The sequence below is a fragment of the Corynebacterium stercoris genome (assembly GCF_024160105.1).
Lineage (GTDB): Bacteria > Actinomycetota > Actinomycetes > Mycobacteriales > Mycobacteriaceae > Corynebacterium > Corynebacterium stercoris.
The window spans coordinates 86,340-108,429 of record NZ_JAMFTQ010000002.1 but is presented as its reverse complement, the minus strand read 5'-3'; the positions used below and the strand labels follow the sequence as shown (position 1 = coordinate 108,429).

Annotated in this window: 24 protein-coding genes and 1 tRNA gene; 13 read left to right on the top strand and 12 right to left on the bottom strand. The window is 66.4% G+C overall.

What is annotated here, in order from left to right:
• Window positions 1-31 precede the first annotated feature (31 nt).
• Window positions 32-769: a glutamine amidotransferase gene (locus tag M5J20_RS02650; protein ID WP_253576071.1), complete on the bottom strand. Its 738-nt coding sequence runs from the start codon at window positions 767-769 to the stop codon at window positions 32-34.
• 56 nt (window positions 770-825) lie between these two features.
• Between M5J20_RS02650 and M5J20_RS02645 the strand changes: the two genes are divergently transcribed.
• Window positions 826-1,068 carry a PLDc N-terminal domain-containing protein gene (locus tag M5J20_RS02645; protein WP_253576069.1) on the top strand — a complete coding sequence of 81 codons (243 nt, stop codon included), beginning with the start codon at window positions 826-828 and terminating at the stop codon, window positions 1,066-1,068.
• A 27-nt stretch (window positions 1,069-1,095) separates the two neighbouring features.
• Here the strand turns inward: M5J20_RS02645 and M5J20_RS02640 are convergent, their stop codons facing one another.
• The 4 genes from M5J20_RS02640 to M5J20_RS02625 form a co-directional block, all read right to left on the bottom strand.
• Window positions 1,096-1,356 carry a Txe/YoeB family addiction module toxin gene (locus M5J20_RS02640; RefSeq protein ID WP_367614859.1) on the bottom strand — a complete coding sequence of 87 codons (261 nt, stop codon included), beginning with the start codon at window positions 1,354-1,356 and terminating at the stop codon, window positions 1,096-1,098.
• A complete protein-coding gene (locus M5J20_RS02635; RefSeq protein WP_253576067.1) occupies window positions 1,356-1,613 on the bottom strand; it encodes a type II toxin-antitoxin system Phd/YefM family antitoxin in 258 nt (85 codons plus the stop codon). Before M5J20_RS02635 ends, M5J20_RS02640 begins: the two co-directional genes overlap by 1 nt.
• A 95-nt stretch (window positions 1,614-1,708) precedes the next feature.
• Window positions 1,709-3,079 carry a PFL family protein gene (locus M5J20_RS02630; protein WP_253576065.1) on the bottom strand — a complete coding sequence of 457 codons (1,371 nt, stop codon included), beginning with the start codon at window positions 3,077-3,079 and terminating at the stop codon, window positions 1,709-1,711.
• Window positions 3,080-3,090: 11 nt separating this feature from the next.
• Window positions 3,091-3,372 carry an ACT domain-containing protein gene (locus M5J20_RS02625; RefSeq protein WP_253576063.1) on the bottom strand — a complete coding sequence of 94 codons (282 nt, stop codon included), beginning with the start codon at window positions 3,370-3,372 and terminating at the stop codon, window positions 3,091-3,093.
• A 162-nt stretch (window positions 3,373-3,534) separates the two neighbouring features.
• On the opposite strand from M5J20_RS02625, the gene M5J20_RS02620 reads away from it, so the two are divergent.
• The 3 genes from M5J20_RS02620 to M5J20_RS02610 are packed head-to-tail and all read left to right on the top strand — an operon-like array spanning window position 3,535 to window position 4,948.
• Entirely contained in the window at window positions 3,535-3,732 is a 198-nt protein-coding gene (locus M5J20_RS02620; RefSeq protein ID WP_256478046.1) for a response regulator transcription factor, read from the top strand.
• A gap of 18 nt (window positions 3,733-3,750) precedes the next feature.
• Window positions 3,751-4,254: a hypothetical protein gene (locus M5J20_RS02615; protein WP_253576061.1), complete on the top strand. Its 504-nt coding sequence runs from the start codon at window positions 3,751-3,753 to the stop codon at window positions 4,252-4,254.
• A gap of 19 nt (window positions 4,255-4,273) precedes the next feature.
• A complete protein-coding gene (locus M5J20_RS02610; RefSeq protein ID WP_253576059.1) occupies window positions 4,274-4,948 on the top strand; it encodes an SDR family oxidoreductase in 675 nt (224 codons plus the stop codon).
• A 2-nt stretch (window positions 4,949-4,950) separates the two neighbouring features.
• Here the strand turns inward: M5J20_RS02610 and M5J20_RS02605 are convergent, their stop codons facing one another.
• From M5J20_RS02605 to acnA, 3 genes are all read right to left on the bottom strand, one after another.
• On the bottom strand, window positions 4,951-5,685 hold the full coding sequence (locus M5J20_RS02605) for a glutamine amidotransferase-related protein (RefSeq protein ID WP_253576057.1): 735 nt from the start codon (window positions 5,683-5,685) through the stop codon (window positions 4,951-4,953).
• A 37-nt stretch (window positions 5,686-5,722) separates the two neighbouring features.
• A complete protein-coding gene (locus tag M5J20_RS02600) occupies window positions 5,723-6,274 on the bottom strand; it encodes a TetR/AcrR family transcriptional regulator (protein WP_253576055.1) in 552 nt (183 codons plus the stop codon).
• 110 nt (window positions 6,275-6,384) lie between these two features.
• Window positions 6,385-9,165, bottom strand: a complete 2,781-nt coding sequence (gene acnA / locus M5J20_RS02595) for an aconitate hydratase AcnA (RefSeq protein ID WP_253576335.1) — start codon at window positions 9,163-9,165, stop codon at window positions 6,385-6,387.
• A gap of 200 nt (window positions 9,166-9,365) precedes the next feature.
• Here acnA and M5J20_RS02590 point away from each other — a divergent pair, with 200 nt between their 5' ends.
• The 3 genes from M5J20_RS02590 (at window position 9,366) to M5J20_RS02580 (ending at window position 13,289) form a co-directional block, all read left to right on the top strand.
• A complete protein-coding gene (locus tag M5J20_RS02590; RefSeq protein WP_253576053.1) occupies window positions 9,366-9,884 on the top strand; it encodes an Rv1476 family membrane protein in 519 nt (172 codons plus the stop codon).
• A gap of 573 nt (window positions 9,885-10,457) precedes the next feature.
• Complete coding sequence (locus M5J20_RS02585; protein ID WP_437177610.1) at window positions 10,458-12,179, top strand: NlpC/P60 family protein; 1,722 nt, start codon at window positions 10,458-10,460, stop codon at window positions 12,177-12,179.
• 63 nt (window positions 12,180-12,242) lie between these two features.
• Window positions 12,243-13,289, top strand: a complete 1,047-nt coding sequence (locus tag M5J20_RS02580) for a ferrochelatase (protein WP_253576049.1) — start codon at window positions 12,243-12,245, stop codon at window positions 13,287-13,289.
• A gap of 13 nt (window positions 13,290-13,302) precedes the next feature.
• Here M5J20_RS02580 and M5J20_RS02575 read toward each other — a convergent pair whose 3' ends face one another.
• Complete coding sequence (locus M5J20_RS02575; protein WP_253576047.1) at window positions 13,303-14,061, bottom strand: Rv1486c family protein; 759 nt, start codon at window positions 14,059-14,061, stop codon at window positions 13,303-13,305.
• A 46-nt stretch (window positions 14,062-14,107) separates the two neighbouring features.
• Here M5J20_RS02575 and M5J20_RS02570 point away from each other — a divergent pair, with 46 nt between their 5' ends.
• The 3 genes from M5J20_RS02570 to M5J20_RS02560 are packed head-to-tail and all read left to right on the top strand — an operon-like array spanning window position 14,108 to window position 16,678.
• Window positions 14,108-14,953 (top strand): DUF3097 domain-containing protein, encoded by an 846-nt coding sequence (locus M5J20_RS02570; RefSeq protein WP_253576046.1) that lies wholly within the window; start codon window positions 14,108-14,110, stop codon window positions 14,951-14,953.
• A gap of 55 nt (window positions 14,954-15,008) precedes the next feature.
• Window positions 15,009-15,434: an NfeD family protein gene (locus tag M5J20_RS02565; RefSeq protein ID WP_253576044.1), complete on the top strand. Its 426-nt coding sequence runs from the start codon at window positions 15,009-15,011 to the stop codon at window positions 15,432-15,434.
• 17 nt (window positions 15,435-15,451) lie between these two features.
• Window positions 15,452-16,678: an SPFH domain-containing protein gene (locus M5J20_RS02560; RefSeq protein WP_256478044.1), complete on the top strand. Its 1,227-nt coding sequence runs from the start codon at window positions 15,452-15,454 to the stop codon at window positions 16,676-16,678.
• Here M5J20_RS02560 and M5J20_RS02555 read toward each other — a convergent pair.
• The 3 genes from M5J20_RS02555 to M5J20_RS02545 form a co-directional block, all read right to left on the bottom strand.
• The gene (locus M5J20_RS02555) at window positions 16,644-17,207 is read right to left on the bottom strand and encodes a MarR family transcriptional regulator (protein ID WP_253576042.1); all 564 of its coding nucleotides are present in this window, start codon (window positions 17,205-17,207) and stop codon (window positions 16,644-16,646) included. The genes M5J20_RS02560 and M5J20_RS02555 overlap by 35 nt on opposite strands.
• Before the next feature lie 20 nt (window positions 17,208-17,227).
• Window positions 17,228-17,890: a TVP38/TMEM64 family protein gene (locus M5J20_RS02550; protein ID WP_253576041.1), complete on the bottom strand. Its 663-nt coding sequence runs from the start codon at window positions 17,888-17,890 to the stop codon at window positions 17,228-17,230.
• Window positions 17,891-17,967: 77 nt separating this feature from the next.
• Window positions 17,968-18,053 (bottom strand) — tRNA-Leu (locus M5J20_RS02545).
• 105 nt (window positions 18,054-18,158) lie between these two features.
• Between M5J20_RS02545 and M5J20_RS02540 the strand changes: the two genes are divergently transcribed.
• Genes M5J20_RS02540 through M5J20_RS02530 form a run of 3 tightly spaced genes read left to right on the top strand, consistent with a single transcriptional unit; the run spans window position 18,159 to window position 22,081 of the window.
• Window positions 18,159-19,721 (top strand): ABC transporter transmembrane domain-containing protein, encoded by a 1,563-nt coding sequence (locus M5J20_RS02540; RefSeq protein ID WP_367614856.1) that lies wholly within the window; start codon window positions 18,159-18,161, stop codon window positions 19,719-19,721.
• Window positions 19,718-21,517, top strand: coding sequence for an ABC transporter ATP-binding protein (locus M5J20_RS02535; RefSeq protein ID WP_253576039.1), 1,800 nt, complete (start codon window positions 19,718-19,720; stop codon window positions 21,515-21,517). Before M5J20_RS02540 ends, M5J20_RS02535 begins: the two co-directional genes overlap by 4 nt.
• 21 nt (window positions 21,518-21,538) lie before the next feature.
• Window positions 21,539-22,081, top strand: a complete 543-nt coding sequence (locus M5J20_RS02530) for a YbhB/YbcL family Raf kinase inhibitor-like protein (protein ID WP_253576037.1) — start codon at window positions 21,539-21,541, stop codon at window positions 22,079-22,081.
• Window positions 22,082-22,090: the final 9 nt, after the last annotated feature.

Genomic DNA, 22,090 nt, shown 5'->3' with positions numbered 1-22,090 from the left:
CGCATTCGGGTGCCCCCGGCCGGTGCGGAAACTAGAACTGGCGGTAGCGCTCCGCGAAGTTGTAGAGGATGCGGTTGGACCAGGTGTAGTCGTGGGCGTACGCGGTGGCGAGGATGTCGTCGAACATGTCGAGTCGGAAGTACCCCATGTGCGCATACAGCCGCAGGCGCGCCTCGAGCGCCTGCGCCGTCAGCTCCGGGTGGAACTGGGTGGCATAGACGTTCTCCTTCACGCGGAACATCTGCGTGGGGCAGGCGTACCCGGTGACCAGCAGCGTCGCCTCGGCTGGCAGCTCCGAAATCGCCTCCTTGTGTCCGACCAGGGTCGGGAACGTATCGGGGAAGCCGTCGAGGAGGGGGTCGCGCTTGCCGTCGTCGGTAAGCAAGAGCTCGATCATGCCGGCTTCCTCCGCGAACTCGTCGCCGAGCCGGGCTCCGATCGCGCCGCCGACCATGCCGATGCCGTAGCACGCGCCCATGAGCGGGAAGTCGCGCTCGATGATCTCGCGCACCAGTGCGCCGATTTCGCGCTCGACGCGCAGCTGGACCTCGCCCTTGACCGCGTCGGTGTTGTTGAACGGGCTGCCGCCGAGTAGGACGCCGGAGTACTTGTCCAAATCGACCTCGCCGAGCGGCGCGGATTCGACGCGGCGCTGCTCGAGCGCCGCCTCCGGGATGCGCATCTTCGAGAGGAAGGATGCGTACTCCTCGGCGGAGGCGGCGTCCTCGGGACGCGTGCTGAGCAGCAGGAAAGGGCGATCGACGGTCATTCACATGAATCTAGTACACGGCCTCGCGCCGCCCGCGCTCGCGTACGATCGGACGCATGGCTAAAGACAGTTTCCTCGACACCCTCCGCGACGGCTGGAACGCAATGTCCGGCGAGCAGCGCACCATCGCGGGAATCCTCGTGGGCATCGACACGCTCGGCAAGGGTGCTGCGCTCTGGGACCTTGCGCGTGCCGACGATCGCTCCCTCCGCGGCCCGAAGTGGCTCTGGGGCGTGGCGATTCCCGCGGTGAACACGCTCGGATGGCTGGCCTACTTCACGGTGGGCAGGAAGTACTAGGCGGGTGCGGTAATGCGCCCAGGCAGGCTAGTTGCCGTAGTGGTACTTGCAGGCGACGATGGTGACACCGGCTTCATCGATTTTGTACACCAAGCGGTGCTCGCTGTTTATCCTCCTGGACCAGTAGCCTGACAGATTGTGCATGAGCGGTTCGGGTTTGCCGATGCCCTCGTTCCCGTTTCGGCAGATGTCGGTAATGAGTGCGTTGATACGCTTGAGCATGCGGCGATCTTGGGTCTGCCAGGCGCAGTACTCGTCCCACGCGTCCCGTTCCCAGCGGATGAGCACTAGTCGTCCTCGAGCAAGGCGTGTTCCTCGGCCAGTCCTCGCTCGACCCGCGCGATCCGCTCTTGAAGCACACGGGCATTCTTGGGTGATCGGAGGAGGTAAGCAGTCTCCTTGAGCGCTTCGTACTCGGCGAGGGAGACAATCACGACTGGGTCGTGGCCCGAGCGGGTGATGACAACCTCTTCGCAGTCATCCACCACACGGGTGAGCACGTCCGCGTACCTCGCGCGCGACTCGGTGTACGACATGACTTTCACAGCTGGCCTCCGTTGCGTGGTCCTGGGCCGATGTACAGAATTGCGTACAGGGTAACCCGTTGCGGCTTTTGCGGGCAAGCCCGCTTCGGGCAACCTTAGTTGCGGAAGCCGTGCACCGGGGCCGGGATGAAGCCGCCGCGGCGGATGAAGGCGTCGTTGCCCACCTGGCTCACCGGGATGACCGGCGCATAGCCGAGGAGGCCGCCGAAGTTCACTTCGTCGCCCGGCTTGGTGCCCGGCACTGGGATGAGGCGGGCGGCGGTGGTCTTGTGGTTCATCACGCCGATGGCAGCCTCGTCCGCGATCATGCCCGCGATGAGCTCTGCGGAGGTGTCGCCGGGGATGGCGATCATGTCGAAGCCCACGGAGCAGATCGAGGTCATCGCCTCAAGCTTGTCCATGGTGATGGATCCGGCGCGGACGGCGTCGATCATGCCCTGGTCCTCGGAGACCGGGATGAAGGAGCCGGAGAGGCCGCCGACGCGCGAGCAGGCCATCATGCCGCCTTTCTTCACCGCGTCGTTCAGTAGTGCGAGCGCGGCCGTCGTGCCGTGTGTGCCGACCTGGTCCAGGCCCATGTGCTCGAGGATGTGGGCGACGGAGTCGCCGATCTCCGCGGTCGGGGCAAGCGAGAGGTCGACGATGCCGAAGGGCACGCCGAGGCGTTCCGACGCCATCGTGCCGACGAGCTGCCCAGCGCGGGTGATCTTGAAAGCGGCCTTCTTGATCTCCTCGGCGACCTCGTTGAGGCTCGCTCCTTCGAGGGAGCCGATTGCGTTATCGACTACGCCCGGACCGGAAACGCCGACGGAAACCACGGTGTCCGGCTCCTCGATGCCGTGGAAGGCGCCGGCCATGAAGGGGTTGTCGCCGACGGCGTTGGCGAAGACGACGAGCTTGGCGCAGGCGATGGAGGAGCGGTCGGCGGTGAGTTCGGCCGCCTCCTTGATCACGCGGCCCATCACGGCGACGGCGTCCATGTTGATGCCGGCGCGCGAGGTGGCCACGTTCACGGAGCCGCACACGTTGTCCGTGACGCTGAGTGCTTCGGGAATGGAGTTGATCAACCGAGCGTCGGCACGCGTGGCTCCCTTCTCCACGAGCGCCGAGTAGCCGCCGACGAAATTCACGCCCAGCTCAGCGGTTGCGCGGTCGAGCGCGCGGGCGACCTCGACGGGGTTGCCCTCGACACCCGCGGCGACCAGTGCAATGGGGGAGACCGAGATGCGCTTATTCACGATCGGGATGCCCAGCTCGCGCTCAATGCCCTCGCACACCGGCACGAGCTGCGCGGCGCGCTCGGTGACGCGGTCGTAGACAGCTTGCGCCGTGGCCTCCATCGTGGCGCGGGTGCAGCCAATGAGCGAGATGCCCATGGTCACAGTGCGGATGTCGAGGCGGTAGTCCTCGATCATCTGGATGACGTCGAGGATGCGGCGGGACTTGAAATCGAAATCGGTTGCCATAGCTGCCGGCCCTAGATCTCGTTCATGGCGGTGAACAGGTCCTCCGCCTGGATGCGCACCATCACGCCGAGCTGCTCGCCGGTCGCCGCGAGGTGTTCCTGCAGCTCACCCATGTCCACCGGGGTGCCGTCCGCAGCCTGCGGCAGCTCGACGCGCATGATCATGGTGAAGAAATTGTCCATGAGCGTCTGCGACAGGTCGACGATGTTCAGGTTGCGCTCAGCCGCGGCGTTGGCCACGCCCGCGATGATGCCAACGCGGTCTTTGCCGGTGGTCGTGATGATTGCGTGCATGGGTACAAATGTATCCTTACGCGCCGCCAACCTGCTCATTAGCATCATCTGCAGAGAACACATCGGAGGAGGTAGCAGTGGTAAGTTGGGCTTCTGTTTTCACGTTCGCGTCGTTGTTCTTAGTGATGCCGGCGTTCCGCCGGCGAGAGGCCTGCCCAACGTCTGCAGCACCCAGCGTTCGAGCTCCTCACGCCGCGCGAACGCGAAGTCTACGAGCTGGTGGTGCAGGGCATGTCCAACGCAGAGATCGCCAACCGCCTCCACTATTCAGAGATCACGATCCGCAAGCGGGTCTCGAGCATTCTCGCCAAGTTCGACCTGCCCAGCAGAAGCCGCTTGATTGCGCTGAGCCACGATTGACCGTGGTAGCATCCAACCATGGAGACGGCGCTTGAAGTACTCGCACCAGCTGGGCTCCTTCTCGCATTCCCAGCCGTGATGCTCGGCGCGCTTATCGCGACCGTCGGCAGGCGCGTCGAGGTGCCGGTCCCGCCGGTCGGGCGCTGGTCCAACGCCGCCTACGCGCTGCTCATGGTAGTAGTTGGGGCGGGAGTGACCCTCGCCGGGTTCGCGATTCCTTCGCTCCTGCGTATCGACGATTGGTTCTTCTCCGTTGCCATTGCCGTTGTCCTCGTCGTGGTGCTGTGCGCGACGAGGAAGCTGCCCAACCACCCGGTGACGGGACCGCTCTTCGGAGCGCTGGCGGCGACGGTGGGCGTGGGTATCGCCTCCGTCGTCGACGCCCTCACGCACTTCAACGACGGGGCGGGGCTCTGGGCGATTGGCCTCTTCTACGCGTGGATAATGTGCGGGCTTCCGCTCCTCCTCGCAGCGAGCGTTATCGCGCTGGTGCGGCGCGACGCGGCGACCATGCCGGAGTGAAATCGCTACGGTGGGACCCATGGCTACCCCAGATACTGAACAGATCCACGTCCTCGTCATCGGTGCCGGCGGCAACGTGTCCAAGCACTCGGTCCCCATGCTCATCGACGCCGGACACCGCGTTTCCGCGCTCGTCCGCAACCCGGATCACGCTGAGCAGCTTCAAGCTCATGGTGCCACCGTGATTGTCAAGGACATCACCGAGCTCACTACCTCCGATTGGGAGCGTATGGTCACCCCGTTCGATGTAATCGTCTGGTCGGCGGGTGCGGGCGGCGGCAGCGCTGAGCGCACGTGGGAGGTCGATCGCGACGCGGCGATGAAGCTCATCGACGCCCTCGAGCTTTTCGACGAAGTCGCCCCGCGCCTCGTCATGGTGTCTTACGCCGGTGCGATGACGAACACCGCAGAAGACAAGGGCGACTCCTGGTACGCCTACGTCGAGAGCAAGAAGGCCGTGGACAAGCGCCTCATCGATTCCAACCTGCCGTACGTGATCCTGGGGCCGACGAAGCTTACCGACGAACCTTCGCAGGGCATCACGGTGCTCAGCAGCGCTCGCGACGCGGACTCCACGACGTCGCGAGAGCTGGTTGCCCAGGTGATCGTGGAGGCTGTCTCGAGCGACGAGGCCCTCAGCCCGAACCCCTTCGAGTTCGAGGACGGCACCACCCCGGTCACCGAGCTGCCGTAGCGTTAGCGCGCCGCGCAATACTCGGCGAAACGCCGCACCAGCCCGTTGGCAGCCGCAACGTCGTGGTTGGGCAGGTCTGCCACGATGCGGGCGTAGTCCTCGGGCGCGAAGTAGCCGTAGTCGTAGTAGAAGTCCATGCGGGTGCGCATCGCGTCCGCATCCATCTCGGCGTGGAACTGGGTGGCCCACACATGGTCGCCGTAGCGCACGATCTGGACGAGCCCGTCCGGGCCGGTGGCGAGCAGCGTGAGCTCTTCCGGCACCTCCTGCGGATTCTCGGTGTGGCCGGTCAGGGCGGTGAACTCGGCGGGCGCGCCGGCAAGGAGCACGTCCTCGCGGCCTGCGTCAGTGACGCTGACCGTGGTGGGACCGGAATCCTCGGCGTGGTCGTGACCCACGTTGCCGCCGAACTGGTGCACCAGCCAAGACAAGCCGAAGCAGACGAAGAAGACGGGCACACCCGACTCAATCAGCTCGGCGAGGACGGCGTGGACGTGCTTCTGGTAATCGTCGTAAAGCTCGGGCTCCGAGTTAGTAACGTTGAGCGAGCTGCCGCCGACGATGACCCCCGCGACGCCGTCTAGGGGCCCGAGTGCCACGCCGGGCGCGTCGATGACGCGCAGCTCCATGTCAACTTCGTCCAACCCCGCCGATTGCAGCGCGTCGTGGTACTCGGCGCGCGCGACCTGGGGGCCGATCTCGCCGTTGCGGAGGGAGAGGAAGAGCAGTTGAGCCATGGCGGCCAGTCTATACCGCTTGGTCTACTTCGTGGAATCAGCCGCGAACCGACTGTTCCACAACATTGAGCATCGCTTCGAGACGTTCCGCGGGTTCGCCGGCAGCGAGCTTCGTGATGAAGCCCTCCAGCACCGTCTCGAGGTACGTCTGCAGCACCTCAACAGGCACATCCCCGCGCATCTGCTCGTTGGATTCCAGGCGCTGCCGCACCGCGCGATCGAGGACGACCTGGTGCTCGCGCCACCGCACCTCGAAGTCGGGGTCCGTGCGCAGCTTCCGGATAATCTCGGCGCGGGTCGCAAACCAGTCGTGGTCCGAGGGATTATGCAGCATGTCGCGCATCACCTCGACGAGCCCGCGCTGCGACACCACCTCGGCTTGGCGCTCCGCGTCCTCGCTCACGATGGCGAGGAAGAGCGACTCTTTGTCGCCGAAGTGGTGGAAGATCGCGCCGCGCGTTTTGCCCGTCGCCTCCTCGAGCCGTGCGACCGTGGCCCCCTCGAACCCGTGGCGGGCGAAGCAGACACGGGCGGCGTCCATGATCTCCCGGCGGCGACGCGCAAGTTCGGTGTCGCTGATGATGGGCACGAGGGGTCCTTTCTGGAGAGGGCGAGGGGCGTGACGACGTAAAGCAAGGGGCTACCCAGCAGTCGTCGGAAAGCTGGGTAGCCCCTTCTACGGCTTAGAGACTAGCGGGGCTAGCTCTTCACCATCTGGCGCAGCACGTACTGCAGGATGCCGCCGTGGCGGTAGTACTCCGCCTCACCCGGCGTATCCACGCGGACAACTGCGTCGAACTCGACGGTCTCGCCGCCGTCCTTGGTTGCGGTCACGTGCACGGTGGCCGGGATCTCATCGCCCTCGTTGAAGGCGGTGATGCCGGAAATCGCGAAGGTCTCGGTGCCGTCCAGGCCCAGGGAGCCGTGGGACTCGCCCTCCGGGAACTGCAGCGGCAGCACGCCCATGCCGATGAGGTTGGAACGGTGGATGCGCTCGAAGGACTCCGCGATCACGGCGCGCACGCCGAGGAGGTTGGTGCCCTTAGCAGCCCAGTCACGGGAGGAACCGGTGCCGTACTCCTTGCCTGCGAGCACGACCAACGGAATGCCCGCAGCCTCGTAGTTCATCGCCGCGTTGTAGATGAAGTCCTGCGGCGCGCCTTCCTTGGTGAAGTCGAGGGTGTAGCCACCCTGCTCCTCAACCAGCTCGTTGCGCAGGCGGATGTTCGCGAAGGTGCCGCGAACCATGACCTCGTGGTTGCCGCGGCGGGAACCGAAGGAGTTGTAGTCCTGGCGCTGCACACCGTGGGAGTCCAGGTAGTCAGCTGCCGGGGTGCCCGGCTTGATGGAGGAAGCGGGGGAGATGTGGTCGGTGGTCACCGAGTCGCCCAGCTTGGCAAGCACGCGGGCACCCTCGATGTCGGTGACTGCCTCCGGCTCCTCCGGCATGCCGTCGAAGTACGGTGCCTTGCGGATGTAGGTGGAGTCCTCGTTCCACTGGAAGGTCTCGTCCTGCGGAACGTCCAGGCCCTGCCACTGCTCGTCGCCCTTGAACACGTCGGCGTAATCCGCCTCGTACATTTCGCGGGTGATGGTGGAGGCGATGGTCTCCTCGATCTCCTGGGTGGACGGCCAGACGTCCTTCAGGAAGACATCGTTGCCGTCCTGGTCCTGGCCCAGCGGCTGGGTCTCGAAGTCGAAGTCCATCGTGCCGGCGATCGCGTACGCGATGACCAGCAGCGGGGACGCGAGGTAGTTCATCTTCACGTCCGGGGAGATGCGGCCTTCGAAGTTGCGGTTGCCGGAGAGCACGGCGGTCGCGGTGAGGTCGAACTCGTTGATGGCCTCGGAAACCTCGTTCGGCAGCGGGCCGGAGTTACCGATGCAGGATGCGCAGCCGAAGCCGGTGAGGTAGAAGCCGACGGCCTCGAGGTCCTTCCACAGGTCGGCGCGCTCGTAGTAGCCGTCGACAACCTGGGAACCCGGAGCCATGATGGTCTTCACCCACGGCTTGGCCTTCAGGCCCTTCTCAGCGGCCTTGCGGGCCAGCAGTGCAGCACCGACCATGACGGACGGGTTGGAGGTGTTGGTGCAGGAGGTGATGGCGGCAATCGCCACAGCACCGTGGTCGAGGGTGTACTCGCCGCCCTGCGGGGACTCGACGATGACCGGCTTGGAAGCGCGGCCCTCAGCACCCTCGGCAGCGGACTCGCCGTTGCCCGGCCAAGACTCGTTGTAGGAAACGGTGTCAACCTTCGGGGCGCGGACCGGCTCGAAAGTCTCGTCACCGGCGGTGTTGTAGTCCGGCAGCTGGGCGCGGAAGGTGGACTTGGACTCGGAGAGCAGGATGCGGTCCTGCGGGCGCTTCGGGCCAGCGATGGACGGCACGACGGTGGAGAGGTCCAGCTCGAGGTACTCGGAGTACTCGGCCTCCTCAGCGTCCTGCTCGAGCCACATGCCCTGAGCCTTCGCGTATGCCTCGACGCGGTCGATGTCCTCCTGGGAACGGCCGGTGAGGTGGAGGTAGTTGATGGTCTCCTCGTCGATCGGGAAGATCGCGCAGGTGGAGCCGAACTCCGGGCTCATGTTGCCGATGGTGGCGCGGTTCGCCAGCGGGATCTGCTTGACGCCGTTGCCGTAGAACTCGACGAACTTCTGCACCACACCGTGCTGGCGCAGCATCTCGGTGATGGTGAGCACCACGTCGGTTGCGGTCACGCCGGCCGGAATCTCGCCGGTGAGCTTGAAGCCCACGACGCGCGGGATGAGCATGGACACCGGCTGGCCGAGCATGGCGGCCTCAGCCTCGATGCCGCCCACGCCCCAGCCCAGGATGCCCAGGCCGTTCTGCATGGTGGTGTGGGAGTCGGTGCCGATGCAGGTGTCCGGGTAGGCCACGCCCTCGTTGTCGAACACGACGCGGGAGAGGTACTCGATGTTTACCTGGTGGACGATGCCGGTGCCCGGGGGCACAACGCGGAAGTTGGAGAAGTTCTCCGCACCCCAACGCAGGAACTGGTAGCGCTCCTCGTTGCGCTCGTACTCGATCTCGACGTTCTTGTTCAGCGCGTCCTCGGAGCCGAAGGCCTCGATGATCACGGAGTGGTCGATGACCATCTCAGCCGGGTTGAGCGGGTTCACCTGCTCCGGGCTGCCGCCGAGAGCGGACACAGCCTCGCGCATGGTGGCCAGGTCGACGACACACGGCACACCGGTGAAGTCCTGCATGAGCACGCGGGCCGGGGTGAACTGAATCTCGATGGACGGCTCAGCCGAGGGGTCCCAGTTCGCGATTGCGTTGATGTGGTCTGCGGTGACGTTCTTGCCGTCCTCGGTGCGAAGCAGGTTCTCGCCCAGCACCTTGAGGGAGTACGGAAGCTTCTCCATGCCTTCGACAGCGTCGAGAGCGAAGTAGTCGTAAGACTTGTCGCCGACCTCGAGCGTCTTCTTGGCGTTGAAGGAGTTCTTGCTTTCTGCCACAGTGAGCTCCATTCCTCGTAGTTAAACCAATATTTGGGTTTTGCTGACCCATGGCGGTCAACCTTCAATCATATTCGACCGGCCACAGTTCCGTGGCCATCTTAACAGTACGGACGTAATGTTTCCCATTAGGGCGCACCGCCGATAGGCTTTCCGCTTAACGACGTTCACTCGTTTCAACCGCAAAGGATCCGCTAACCGTGACAGCGCTACCCGCCTCGCAAGCCGCAGTACCGGGCCCCGCGGGCCTCGACATCGCGGCGCTCGCGGAGGCGCTGCGGGGCAGTGACGTTGTCTTTCACCCGGCGGCCCCCCGAGATCCGGCCTTTGAGGCCGACCTGGCCGGTGCGGTCGCTGCCGCGTCGAACACTCGAGCCGGTGATGTGGATCTCGTTGTCCTTGACCACACCCCGCCCATGATCGCCGATCTGCGCGACGCCGCCCAGGATCTCCTCATGGCCGGCGACGCGGAGACCGTACTGATCCGCACTCCCAACGTCGCTATCGGCGTGAGCGACACCCTTACTCGCGCCGAAATCGAGGTCGGGGAGCGCGTTATGGCGGCTGAGCCCGATTATGTTGCAGGTGTTCGGGCCTTCGTCGACACGGCGGAGGGTTTCACAGTGCAATGGGGCGTTGTCGGTGCGCTGTTGATAGGCCTCTGCGCCCTCGCGTTCGCAGCCGGATTTCTGGCAACGCGACGTTCTGAACATCTCTAGATGGTCACGGCCAGTCAGGTTTCCACGCTTGACCTTGCGGCGAGCCCGCCACCTCTATCGATCGTGTGACAATCATCACACACGTTTATGTAACGTCTAAAGTGGCTGGTGGTAACCGTTGTGAGTCATGTGAAAGAGCTTGACTCGTGTGAAAGTTGGTAAAGGTTGTGCAACAGACTGATTACGTGACGTATGGTTCTTGTGTCGGCTCGTGAGTCGGCGGAGGATAACACAGGAAACACCAGTCACAGGATGCGACGCGCTCTAGTCAAGCGGGGCGCACTGACTGCCAAATGAGTCTCAGTCGGTTCGGGCATGTGGGGAAGCACGCCAAGTACCAAGAGCGCCGAGGCAGAACGGTGGGAGTGGAATCTGACGCGGATCGAGCGCGCCTGCATCAGTAGTCAACTTTCGTCTGACCGCTCGTCAAGGTTTGGCCCTTGCCGGTGGCGCGGTCTGAGCGCACTAGTCACGCGCTGAGACCGCTTTGGCAGATGCTTGGATCCGTTCGTCGGCAAGCACCTGTGCCCTCGGTGAGCCCTGCCCGCCGCGAGCGGTGTGAGGAGCACCTCCGTGGCAACCCCATCTAGGCGCACCCGTGCAGCACGCCCGCGTTACGCGGTTAGTGCCGTCGCGTGCTCGACCACACTCGCGCTCATGTCCAGCATCTTCAGCCCGAGCGCATCCGCGCAGCCGGAGCAGTCCGCCGCTGCGTTGGCCGCAGCCGTCGCCCGTGCGCAGGCTGAGGTGGACAATCTTTCGCTCGGCCTGGGTGATCTGCAGGAGAGCGTGAACCGCGCGCTCGTCGATCTGCGCGATGCCCAGGCGATCGCGGAGCAGGCCCGCCGTGGCGCCGCGGAGGCGGAAGAGCGACTGCGGGCCGCTGAGGCCGATGTCGACGCCGCGAAGGCGGCCCTGGCTTCCGTGACCCGCTCTCAGTACCGGGGCGCAAGCGAATCCGGTGTGCTGGGCGCGCTCGCCGGCGACGGAAAGCAGAAGGACGTGCTGGAGCGCGCGAACTTCCTGCGCCAGCGCACCGATGAGAAGCGCGAGGCGCTCGCCGCTGTGGAGCGCGCCCGCACAGAGGCAGCCAACGAGGCTGCCGTCGCGCGCGAAGCCAGCGAGCTGGCCGATGCGACGGCCTCCGAAGCTGTCAAGGCGGAGCAGAGCGCCCGCGAGCTGCTTGAGACAAGCGCTGCGTCGCTCGAGGTGCAGACGGCGGAGCTCCAGGCTGCGGAAGCGTCGCTCGGCGCAGCGCAGCAGGAGCTCGAGGAAGCCCGCCCGGGCTCGACCGTCGCTACTGAGTCCGCGTACGCGGCTCCGGCGGAGCCGGTGCGTGCCGACGCATATGATGCCGCCGTCATCGAGGACGTGCAGCGTCGCGTCGAGGAGCTCGCCCCGGAGGCCAGCGCGCCGAGTGCGGATGTGGTCGCCCAGGCTTTGGCTTCCGCGCACAGCGCCCGCGGCGGGGCAACCGACGCTGCGGAGATTTCGGAGGGTGCGATCGAGGATGCCGCGCAGGTTGCTGCGGCGGCTGCCCTGGTCGGCGATTCTCAGGTGCCGCACGCGACCTTCGCCGACCCGTACGCGGGCGGGGCGGGCGGCAGCTCCTTGAGCTCCGTCGGTTCCCTCAGCTCGCTCGGTTCCCTGAGCTCGTCGCTGGACCTCGGCGCTGTGACTGACTCCGGCGCCGCCGAGATCATCACCGCGTTCGCCGGCGGCCTGCAGTCCGGCATGGGCCTCAGCGACTCGCTCAACTCCACGAACACCACCGGTGACGTCAGGCTTGCCGACGCCATCAATGTCGCCTCCGCGATCGCCGACGTCGCGGGCGTGTTGCCCGAGGTGAGCACGCCAGAGACGGTGACTAAGAAGGTGCAGTCCACGGTGACCGCACCCAACTCCGGCTCAGTGGAGACGGTGATTTCCCGCGCGATGTCGATGGTGGGCACCCCGTACGTGTGGGGCGGCGGCGACGCCAACGGTCCGACCACCGGTGTCAACGGCGGCAGCCTCAACGGCTTCGACTGCTCCGGGCTCGTGCTCTACGCATTCTCCGGCGCGGGTGTGTCCCTGCCGCACTACACCGGCTACCAGTACCAGCGCGGCACCAAGATCGACCCGAGCCAGGCGCAGCGCGGCGACCTCCTCTTCTGGGGTCCGGGCGGCAGCCAGCACGTGGCGATCTACCTCGGCGACGGCATGATGATTGAGGCGCCGCGCGCCGGCCAGAACGTCTCAGTGGTGCCGGTCCGCTGGTCCGGCATGTCCGAACACGCCGTGCGCCTCCTGTAAGGGGAGACCCGAAAGCGAGCCAAAGCGCGCTCGCCATGGCGCACAATCACTACGATGACGTTCATGGCACTGACTGACTACGATGCACTCCTCGTTCTTTCCTTCGGCGGACCCGAAGGGGAGGACGAGGTTATTCCATTTCTCGAGAATGTGACGCGCGGCCGCGGCATTCCCCGCGAGCGCCTTGCAGAAGTCGGTGAGCACTACTTCCACTTCGGCGGCGTGAGCCCGATCAACGCTCAGAACCGCGAGCTGATCGCTAGTATCGAGGCCGAGCTCGCTGAGCGGGGCCACGAGCTGCCGGTGTACTTCGGCAACCGTAACTGGCACCCGTTTGCGGAGGACGCCGCCCGCCAGATCGCGGAAGACGGCCACACCAACGTCCTGGTCTTTGCCACCAGCGCGTGGGGCGGCTACTCCGCCTGCCGCCAGTACGACGAGGACATCCTGCGCCTGCGCGAGGTGACCCCGGAGGTGGAGTACACGAAGCTGTGGCAGTTCTACGGCAACCCCGCCTTCATCGACCTCATGGCCCAGGGGGCCAAGGAAGCCGTGGCCCGCACGCCGGAGGATGCGAAGGTGAAGGTGCTCTTTACCGCCCACAGCGTGCCGTCGGCAGCCGACAAGGCATCCGGCGGTCCGGGCAACGAGCACCTCTACTCCCGTCAGGTGGAGGAAGCTTCCCGCCTGGTCGCGCAGCAGGCGGAGATCGACGACTACGAGGTGGTGTGGCAGTCCCGCTCCGGCAACCCGGCCACCCCGTGGCTCGAGCCGGACATCGTGGACCGGGCGCTCGAACTCAACGACACCGAGGGCACGACCCACATCATCTGCATCCCGGTCGGTTTCATCACCGACCACATGGAGGTGGTCTGGGATCTCGACACCGAGCTCAAGGCGGCTTGCGAGGAGCGCGGCATGACGCTGGATCGCGTCCCTACCGTCGGCCTCGAGCCAGCATTTGCCGCCATGGTGGTCACCATTGCCGAGGCCGTGGCGCAGGGCACCGAGCCGACGACGCTGTCCACGATCACCGTCCAAGGCTGCACGGTCAACGGCGCCCCCTGCGCGCCGGACTGCTGCACGCCGGTGCGCCGTCCCGCCCGCTAGGGGCCGGGGTGCTTTACGACGCCAGATATTCCCGCCGGTAGTCCATCACCGCATCCGCCACACCCGCCATGCGCGCGGTGCGGATGTGGCGCCACAGCCCGAACAGTTGCGGATCGAAGCTGTGGTCGCCGAGCCGGTCGGTGACTGTCTCCACTGTGGCGGCAACGACGTCGGCGCGGGCGAAGAGCTTCGCCGCGCGCGGGGTCACGCCCGCCGGCAGTCCGGGGGTGTCGTAGAAATCGGCGAGTGTGCCCACCGCAAGGCGCGGGTTCGGGAGCTCTGCGCGGGTGCCACCGGCGGCCTCGATCAGCACGGCCGCCTCGTTGGTTGCGCGGCTGAGCAGCGCGTCTGCCTCCCCCGGGGTGAGCCATTCGGGTTCGGGGAGGCGTTCGGAGTCCTCGAACCAGCGCCAGGTCACGCCGCGCTCGCGGTACGTGGGCACCAGGATGTGGTTCACGCCGCTGGCACCGCGCACTACGAGAGCCCCGGCGGGGGTTAGCGCCTCCATCGCCGGTGACCCGGCGCGCAGCGTCGCCGCCTGGCCCGGCCCCCACAGCACGAGACGGATTACCGGTTCAGGGGCTTCGAGGTCTGCCTCGGAGCGAACGTCGGCAAGCAAATGCGCCATGGGCAGGCCCTGGTAGGAGTGCGGGCCGCCGAGGTCGGTGAGCGCCTGGACCGTGTCGTCGGTGGATTCGACGTTGTAGAGCCACGCGGCGAGCCAGACGCCGGTGTTTTGCAGCGGGGAATAGACCTCGGGGCGGGTGCGCATCCGTGGAAGTGTAGCCGAGGTGCGGGTGGGTAGACTTGCCGCCACTATGAGCTTTGATGATCGCTACGGGGGAGACATTTTCGGTGGCCATGCGCGCACGCGGTGGCCCAGCTACCCGGAGGTGCCGGCCGAACCCGGGATTGTGGTGGAAGTCGTCGGCGACGAGTTTGTTGGCGCCGTGGTGGGGTTTGAGCGGACCTACGACGGCGACTTCATCCGGCTCGAGGACCGCCGCGGCACCCAGCGCCTGTTCAAGATGCTGCCCGGCGCATTCTTGCTGGAGGGCCAGCGCGTGACGCTGACGCGCTACGTGGCACCGCGCGAAGAAGGGCCGAAGCGCTCAAACTCCGGCTCGCGGAAAGTGGCAAACGTCAAGGCGAAGGTGGCGATGCCGAGCCGCATTTGGGTCGAGGGCATTCACGACGCCGCAATTGTGGAGAAGGTGTGGGGCCACGACCTGCGCGTTGAGGGGGTGGTGGTGGAATACCTCGAGGGCCTGGATAACCTCCCGGCGCGGCTGGCCGAATTTCAGCCCGGGCCGGGGCGGCGCATCGGGGTGTTGGCGGACCACTTGGTCGAGGGCACGAAGGAGTCCCGTCTCGTAGAGGGCGTGGGCGAGCACGTGCTGGTGACCGGACACCCGTACATCGACATCTGGGCCGCTGTGAAGCCGGAGCGCTTGGGCATTCGGGCCTGGCCCGAGGTGCCGCGCGGGGAGGACTGGAAGGAAGGCGTCTGCCGCCGCCTCGGCTGGTCGGATCCGAAAGAGGGGTGGCACCGCGTGTACTCGGCGGTGGAAACGTTCCGCGACCTGGATTCGACGCTGATTGGCGCGGTGGAGCGCCTGGTGGACTTTGTGACCAACCCGGAGCTGGCGAAATCCGACGCTTAGGGCAGGCGATTTCGGCTCTCCCGCGGGCCCTGCAGCCCCGTGTACCCTGAGGCTTATGGGTGCTTTGGTTTGGTTCGCCGCGGCCGGGTTGCTGGCCGCGCTCGAACTGCTGGTGGGGGAGATGACCCTACTCATGCTGGCCGCCGGCGCGCTGACCACTGCCGGTGTTGCGCTGTTCGGCGTGCCGCTGGCGGCGGAGGTGGCGGTGTTCGCCATCGCGTCGGCTGGCTTCTGGTTTTTCCTCCGCCCCTACCTGCGCAAGCGGCTGGAGAAGCCCATGGTGTACGACGAATCTCCCCGTGCCCTCGTGGGCTCCCGCGCCGAGGTGCTCGAAGACATCACCCCGTCCGGCGGGCAGGTGCGTTTCGACGGTTCCATCTGGTCCGCCCGCGCCCTCGACCCGGCCGAAATCATTCCGGCCGGGGAATCTGTGACAGTGTCTGCGATTGACGGCCCAGTGGCGGTCGTCTGGAAAGGATAGGTGAGCCCGTGGGCACGCTGATTACTGTTGCCATCATCCTCGTACTGGTGGTGGCGCTGCTGTTCGCGTCCGTGAAGTTGATTCCGCAGGGTGAGGCCGCGGTGGTCGAGCGCCTCGGCCGCTACACCCGCACCGTCTCTGGCGGGCTGACGCTGTTGGTGCCGTACATCGACCGCATCCGTGCCCGCGTGGACACCCGTGAGCGCGTGGTGTCCTTCCCGCCGCAAGCCGTGATCACCCAGGACAACCTGACTGTGGCGATTGACACGGTAGTGACGTTCCAGATCAACGACCCCGCCAAGGCGATCTACGGCGTGGACAACTACCTGGTGGGTGTGGAGCAGATCTCGGTGGCCACGCTGCGCGACGTCGTCGGCGGCATGACGCTCGAGGAAACACTGACCTCCCGCGAGACCATCAACCGCCGCCTGCGCGGCGAGCTCGATGCAGCCACCGCCAAGTGGGGCCTGCGCATTAGCCGCGTTGAGCTGAAGGCGATTGACCCGCCGCCGTCGATCCAGCAGTCAATGGAAATGCAGATGAAGGCGGACCGCGAGAAGCGCGCCATGATTCTGACTGCGGAAGGTAAGCGCGAGTCCGACATCAAGACCGCCGAGGGCGAAAAGCAGGCACGCATCCTTTCCGCGGAGGGCGAAAAGCACGCCGCCATTCTGGCCGCTGAAGCGGAGCGCCAGGCCATGATCCTGCGCGCCGAAGGCGAGCGCGCCGCCAAATACCTCGAGGCGCAGGGTGAAGCTCGCGCCATTCAGAAGGTCAACGCGGCCATCAAGTCCTCGGGCGTGACCCCGGAGCTCCTGGCGTACCAGTACCTGGACAAGCTGCCGAAGATCGCGTCCAACGAGGCGGCCACCATGTGGATGATCCCGTCCCAGTTCGGTAACTCCCTGGAGCAGTTCGCGAAGGCCTTCGCCAACAAGGACGACGACGGTGTCTTCCGCTACCAGGCGGAGCGCGTCGACCAGGAGACGAAGGACATGGCTGGGCACGAGGACACGGACCAGTGGTTCGACACATCCACCGACCCCGAGCTGGCCAAGGCGCTCGCCGAAGCCCGTGCCGTGGCCAACAAGCACGTCGACGAGCCGGACCCGACCCAGAACCCGGCGCCGGGACCGCAGGTGTCGGCAAGTTCGCGCATCGGGCAGCGCGAGATCGGGCAGGCCGCCGCGCCGCAGGTGGACGGGCCGCTTACGCAGCCGGCAGATCTGCCTCAGCCCGAGTAATCAGGTTCATGGCGAGGCGCCAGCCCGCCTGCTCCGCTTGCCACCCGGCGGCCTGCAGGCGCTGGCTCATCGCTTGCTTCGAAATTCCCAGCTCCTGCGCCGCCTCGTTCTGGTTGAGGCCGCGGCGCACCAGCGCAGTCGCCTCCCGGCCCTCGAGGGTGCGCTTGTGCAGCACGTGCCCGATGAGAGCAAATGCCGCGGCGATGTCTTCCGCAGCCGTGCCAGGGTGGCGGGTATCCACGCTCACTCTGACTTGGGCGGGACGCGTGCCGACGGCATCGGATGCCGCGTAAATGCCCCTCCCGTGTGCACAGATGCCGAGGCCGATGGCCCAGTTGCCGTCGGAAAGCAGTGCCATCACCACGTTCAACGCGGCCTCTGGGTTGTCCACGTCGGCCCGGATGTCCTCGACGCCGACCACATCGAACTCGCCCACGCCCGGCAGCGTGGACAGCGCCTCAGCGGAGCGCGACACTACGTCCGCGCGCCGCTTGTCCCTGCCCCGATACCTCGCGTGCACACCGATCATGGGTGACAATCGTACGCTGTCTACCCCCCAGGCTTTACTTCCGACACGGGGGCGGGCAAACGAGCATCGAGAAGCACGCCCAGGAGCCCCACGACGGTGAGCGCGGCAGTGCACGCGACGATGACCGGGTTGGCCTGGCCGGTGAGCGTGTCGCCGAAGAGGACGACGACGATCGTGCCCGGCAACGAGCCGACGAAGGTGGCTAGCGTGAAGGGCAGTACGCGCACCCGTGTGAGAGCGGAGGCGTAGTTCATCACCGAGAAGGGGACGAACGCGACCATGCGCAGGCTGGCGACGGCGAGCCACCCGCGGGCTTCGAGGCGGCGGTTGATGGTCTCCACGGCCGGATGGGTGAGGCGCGGTGCTATCCAGTCCCGCAGCAGGTAACGCACGATCACGAGAGAAATGACGGCCGCGACGGTGGTGGCGGTAATCGCGATCAGGACGCCCAACGCGCTGCCGAAGAGGACGCCGGCGGAGATGGTCATGATGGTGCGCGGGATAGGGAACTGGGTGATGAGCACGTAGAGCAGCCAGAAGATAACCGGAAACCACGGGCCGGTTTGCTCCGCCCACTCTCGGAGCACGGCGAGGGGCGGCACGTCGAGGAAGATCCACGCGGCTGCGAAAAGCACGAGTGCTACGACGAGGAGCGCGGCCTTGCGCGGAGAAAGTGACCGCATGCCCGCCTCCTGAAAGCGCTGAAATGAAAAAACCGGCCCGCTGCCGTGGAGAACCACGTGCAACAGGCCGGAGTCTGTGCCCGAGGGGGGACTTGAACCCCCACGTCCGTTAATAGGACACTAGCACCTCAAGCTAGCGCGTCTGCCATTCCGCCACCCGGGCTTTGGGTGTTGTCAGCCTCTCGGCTTGGCACTCGTAGAACTATAAGGGCTGGGCCCTTAAGCACCAAATCCCCAGCGCAACGGCGGGCTTTGTTATGGTTGCCGGGTGCTTCCACCGCCCAGAATGATGGCCACCTACCGGTGGTTCGTACCTTCCGCCCCGCCACCCGGTGACGCGGACAAGCTGCACCCCGATCGGTGGACGACTGGCGGGCGCGTCGCGCGCGACATGCTCACCTCGTACCCCGGGGTATTCACGCTGCATGTTCTCAGCTACCTCGTCGGTAGCGGCATTTCCGCATTCATGCCCGTGTTGGTCGGCATGGTCGTGGACGGACTCATTGCCGGGGAAACCCGCTCCGCGTGGCTGCTCATCGCCGCAATGATTGCCATCTTCATCCTCACCTTCATTGGTGAGGCAACGGGTGACGGTTTGGATCAGGCCTCGGTCTCGCGGGTGATGCACGATGCCCGGCTTGTGGAAACCGAACGCGTCCTGGTCAACGGCGCCGGTCACCTGAGCCCTGGCACCGTGCTCAACACGGTGGACGCGGACACGTATACGGCGGCGTCGATCCGCAGCGTGATCTCTTTCCCGCTCATGGCAATCGGCTATTCCGTGGGCGCGATCGCGGCGATGTGGGCGATCTCGCCGTGGATCTCGCTCATGATCCCGGTCGGCGCCGGTGTCATCGCCCTCGTGTCCTACCTGACCACCGGGCCGGTCACGAAAGTCTCGCTGATTCGCCGCGCGGCGGAGGCGAAGGTGGCGGGCCAAGCCACCGACGTGGCGCAGGGACTGCGCACAGTCAAGGGCCTCGGTGCTGTGGATGCCTCCACTCGCCGCTTTGCCGCCAATACCAACTCAGCGCTCGAGGCGATGATGCGCCAGCTGCGCGTGGACACGGTCCTGAGTTTTGCCCGCCAGTCCAGCGCAGTGGTCTGCAACGCGGTGATTCTCGCTGTGGCCGCGCGTATGGCGCTGCGCGGGGAGATCACGCCGGGGGAGATGACCGCCGTGGCGCTGCTCATCCCGCCGGCCTTGAACATGTCGGGCTTCGCTTTCGGCGATCTCGCAGGTGAGTGGGGCCGTGCGGTGGCGTCGGGCAACCGCGTCCGCGACCTCATGGAGGTCACCGCGGTGCGGGACCTGGAGGCAGCCCGGGCATCATCGCCCGTTCCGGGACCAGGGTTGTGGATACTGCAGCCCACAGAAGCGGCGTTCCGCGAGGCGGAGGCCTGGGGTGCGCGCGGCGATGTCTTGTACCCGCCGCACACGGTCAACGTTTTCGAGGGCACGATCGAGGACAACGTGAATCCGACTGGTGAGGTGGAAGAAGGCGTCGTCAAGCAAGCGCTGGCCGCGGCGCACTGCCAGGACATCCTGCGGCGCCTGGGCGGCATCGGGCCGAACGGCGAGCTGCCGGACGCGCCGCTGGGCGAGGCGGGTCTGAACCTCTCCGGCGGACAGCGGCAACGCGTTGCGCTGGCTCGGGCGCTGGCGGCGCAGCCGGAGGTGCTCATCCTCGACGACCCCACGACAGGCCTCGACTCGGTGACGCAAGCGAACGTCGTCGAAGCCGTCGCCGCGATCCGCGCGGCGCAGACTACCATCGTGATCACCTCGAACGCCGCCTGGCGCGGGGCAGGAAAGGAACTGGCGCTGTGAGCGGATACCAACGCACCGATGCCGTCGCGCCGGCAAGCGTGCGCGACTCCTTCGCGTACCTCGCGACGCTGCCCAATGCGCTGAACAAGCGCTGGTGGGCCGGGCTTGCGGTGCTCCACATCATCATCGTGGTGGCGTACAACCTGCAGGCGAACCTCTTCGGCCGCAGCGTCGACGCGCTGAGCGGCGGGGAAGTACCGGGCCTCGGCAGCGGGCCGCGCGCGTTCATCTCGGCCATCGCCCTCGCGCTGGTGCTCATGCTGATCGAAATCGCGTTCCGCCACGTCTCTTTCTTCGCCATCGGCTCGCGGGTGCGTCGCGCGTCAATCGACCTGCGCCGCGCTTGCCTCGATGCGGTGCTGCGCGCCCCCGTGCCGCGCGTCATGGAGCTGGGCACCGGCAACGTGATCACCCGCATGACCAAGGACATCGACGACGTGGTGAACACCTCCCGCATCGGCGTGCGCGTGCTCACCACGGTGTTCGTCTTCCCGCTCACCGCGCTGAGCCTCACGCTTATCGACGTTCGCTTCCTCCTCGTCTTCCTCGTCGTCGCCGCCGCCACGTACCCCTTCGCGCGGGAGGTGGTGCGGGCCATCCCGGCGGTATCCAACGCGGTGAGTGTGGCGGAGGCGCAGCGCAACGCGGTGCTCCTCGACACGCTGCGCGGACGCCCGACGTTGCGCGCTTTCGGGCTGGAGCGCTGGGCGCTCGACCGCATGCGCAGCACGTCGTGGGGCGCCGTGCTCGCGCAGATGGACCGCGCGCCGTGGTTCATCCGCATGACGGCGATCGGCCAGTGGGCGTTCGGCGCGTGGCTGATAGGCACGCTGCTCTTGGGTGGATATCTGGCGAGCGTCGGGACGCTCACGCCCGGCCAGGCGTCTGCCGCGGCATTCTTGGTAATCCGTGCCGAGGTGATGGTGTTCAACGCCATCTTCTTCGTCGGCGAGCTGCAGTCCGCCGCGACTTCCCTGGGACGCGCCGTGAGCCTTGCCACGCTTCACGACGGCCGAGGCGCCGCCAGCATGCCGGATGACCTGCGCACCCCGCCCGCCGTGGAGATTGATCGCGTGACGTTCGCGTACCCGGGCGGTTCGAACGTTATCGAGGACCTATCGGTAACGCTCGCCCCGGGCTCGACGACGGCGCTGGTGGGCACGTCGGGCGCGGGCAAGTCCACGCTCGCGGCGCTCATTGCCGGGCTGGTCGAGCCGACCGGCGGCGCGATCCGCATCGGCGGCGTGGATACGGGCGAGGTGAGCGACGTCTGGACCTCCCGAAACGTCACCCTGGTGAGCCAAGAGGTGCACGTGTTCTCCGGCACCTTGCGCGAGGACCTCGCCATGGCCGCACCGGGGGCTAGCGACGCGGAGCTCGCGGCCGCGCTCACTCTAGTCGGGCTGGGCCCGGAGGAGATCACCTTCCAGCGCACCTTCCCGGAGGGGCTGGACACCAAAGTGGGCGCGGGGGCAGAGGACCTCCCGCCGGAGATCGAGCAGCAGATCGCCCTCGCGCGGGTCGCACTCGCCGGGCCGCAGGTGCTGATCCTCGACGAGGCGACGGCGGAGGCCGGCAGCGACACAACGAACATGCTCGAGGGCGCCGCTGCGGAGTTGACGCGCGAGGCCACGGCGCTGGTGGTGGCGCACCGCCTAGACCAAGCCGCGGAAGCGGACCGCATCCTGGTGATGGAGGAGGGCGCAATCGTCGAAGACGGCACCCACGGGGAACTTCTGGCTGCACAGGGGAGATATGCGCAACTCTTTACCGCATGGAGTGGCGCGGGTCACTGATGCTCGGGTAGTAGTGGGGTCATGGCTACTTCAAACCCGACCTATGTTTCCGACCGCTTCCCGGGCCCGGACCCGTACGCCCCGCTCAAGGACGTGCCGTCCTTCGAGCTGACCTCGACCGACATCACGGACGGCGAGCGTCTCGACGACAAGCACGCCGGCGACGACGCGACCAGCCCGCAGCTTGCCTGGTCCGGCCTGCCGGAGGGCACAAAGACCCTCGCGGTGACCTGCTTCGACCCGGACGCGCCGACCGCATCCGGCTTTTGGCACTGGTCCGCGTTCAACATCCCGGCCGACGTTACCGAGCTGCCTGCCGGCGCAGGCTCCGAAGAAGGTCTCGGCGTTGGTGCAGTCGTGCTCGCGGGCGACTCCGGCGTAAAGGGATACTACGGCGCGAACCCGCCGGCCGGCCACGGCCCGCACCGCTACCTCTTCGCCGTCCACGCTGTGGACACGGAGCTGGACGCGGAGAGCATCGCGAACCCGACCCAGCTCGGCTTCAACCTCTACTTCCACACCCTCGGACGCGCCATCATCTGGGGCTGGTACGAGAACGAGTAGGCCGGGCCC

Bases quoted from the DNA above. Each gene is read 5' to 3' on its own strand.
- M5J20_RS02650 (WP_253576071.1), bottom strand. From the start codon at position 769: ATGACCGTCGATCGCCCTTTCCTGCTGCTCAGCACGCGTCCCGAGGAC.
- M5J20_RS02645 (WP_253576069.1), top strand. From the start codon at position 826: ATGGCTAAAGACAGTTTCCTCGACACCCTCCGCGACGGCTGGAACGCA.
- M5J20_RS02630 (WP_253576065.1), bottom strand. From the start codon at position 3,079: ATGGCAACCGATTTCGATTTCAAGTCCCGCCGCATCCTCGACGTCATC.
- M5J20_RS02625 (WP_253576063.1), bottom strand. From the start codon at position 3,372: ATGCACGCAATCATCACGACCACCGGCAAAGACCGCGTTGGCATCATC.
- M5J20_RS02615 (WP_253576061.1), top strand. From the start codon at position 3,751: ATGGAGACGGCGCTTGAAGTACTCGCACCAGCTGGGCTCCTTCTCGCA.
- M5J20_RS02610 (WP_253576059.1), top strand. From the start codon at position 4,274: ATGGCTACCCCAGATACTGAACAGATCCACGTCCTCGTCATCGGTGCC.
- M5J20_RS02605 (WP_253576057.1), bottom strand. From the start codon at position 5,685: ATGGCTCAACTGCTCTTCCTCTCCCTCCGCAACGGCGAGATCGGCCCC.
- M5J20_RS02580 (WP_253576049.1), top strand. From the start codon at position 12,243: ATGGCACTGACTGACTACGATGCACTCCTCGTTCTTTCCTTCGGCGGA.
- M5J20_RS02575 (WP_253576047.1), bottom strand. From the start codon at position 14,061: ATGCGCACCCGCCCCGAGGTCTATTCCCCGCTGCAAAACACCGGCGTC.
- M5J20_RS02570 (WP_253576046.1), top strand. From the start codon at position 14,108: ATGAGCTTTGATGATCGCTACGGGGGAGACATTTTCGGTGGCCATGCG.
- M5J20_RS02565 (WP_253576044.1), top strand. From the start codon at position 15,009: ATGGGTGCTTTGGTTTGGTTCGCCGCGGCCGGGTTGCTGGCCGCGCTC.
- M5J20_RS02555 (WP_253576042.1), bottom strand. From the start codon at position 17,207: ATGATCGGTGTGCACGCGAGGTATCGGGGCAGGGACAAGCGGCGCGCG.
- M5J20_RS02550 (WP_253576041.1), bottom strand. From the start codon at position 17,890: ATGCGGTCACTTTCTCCGCGCAAGGCCGCGCTCCTCGTCGTAGCACTC.
- M5J20_RS02530 (WP_253576037.1), top strand. From the start codon at position 21,539: ATGGCTACTTCAAACCCGACCTATGTTTCCGACCGCTTCCCGGGCCCG.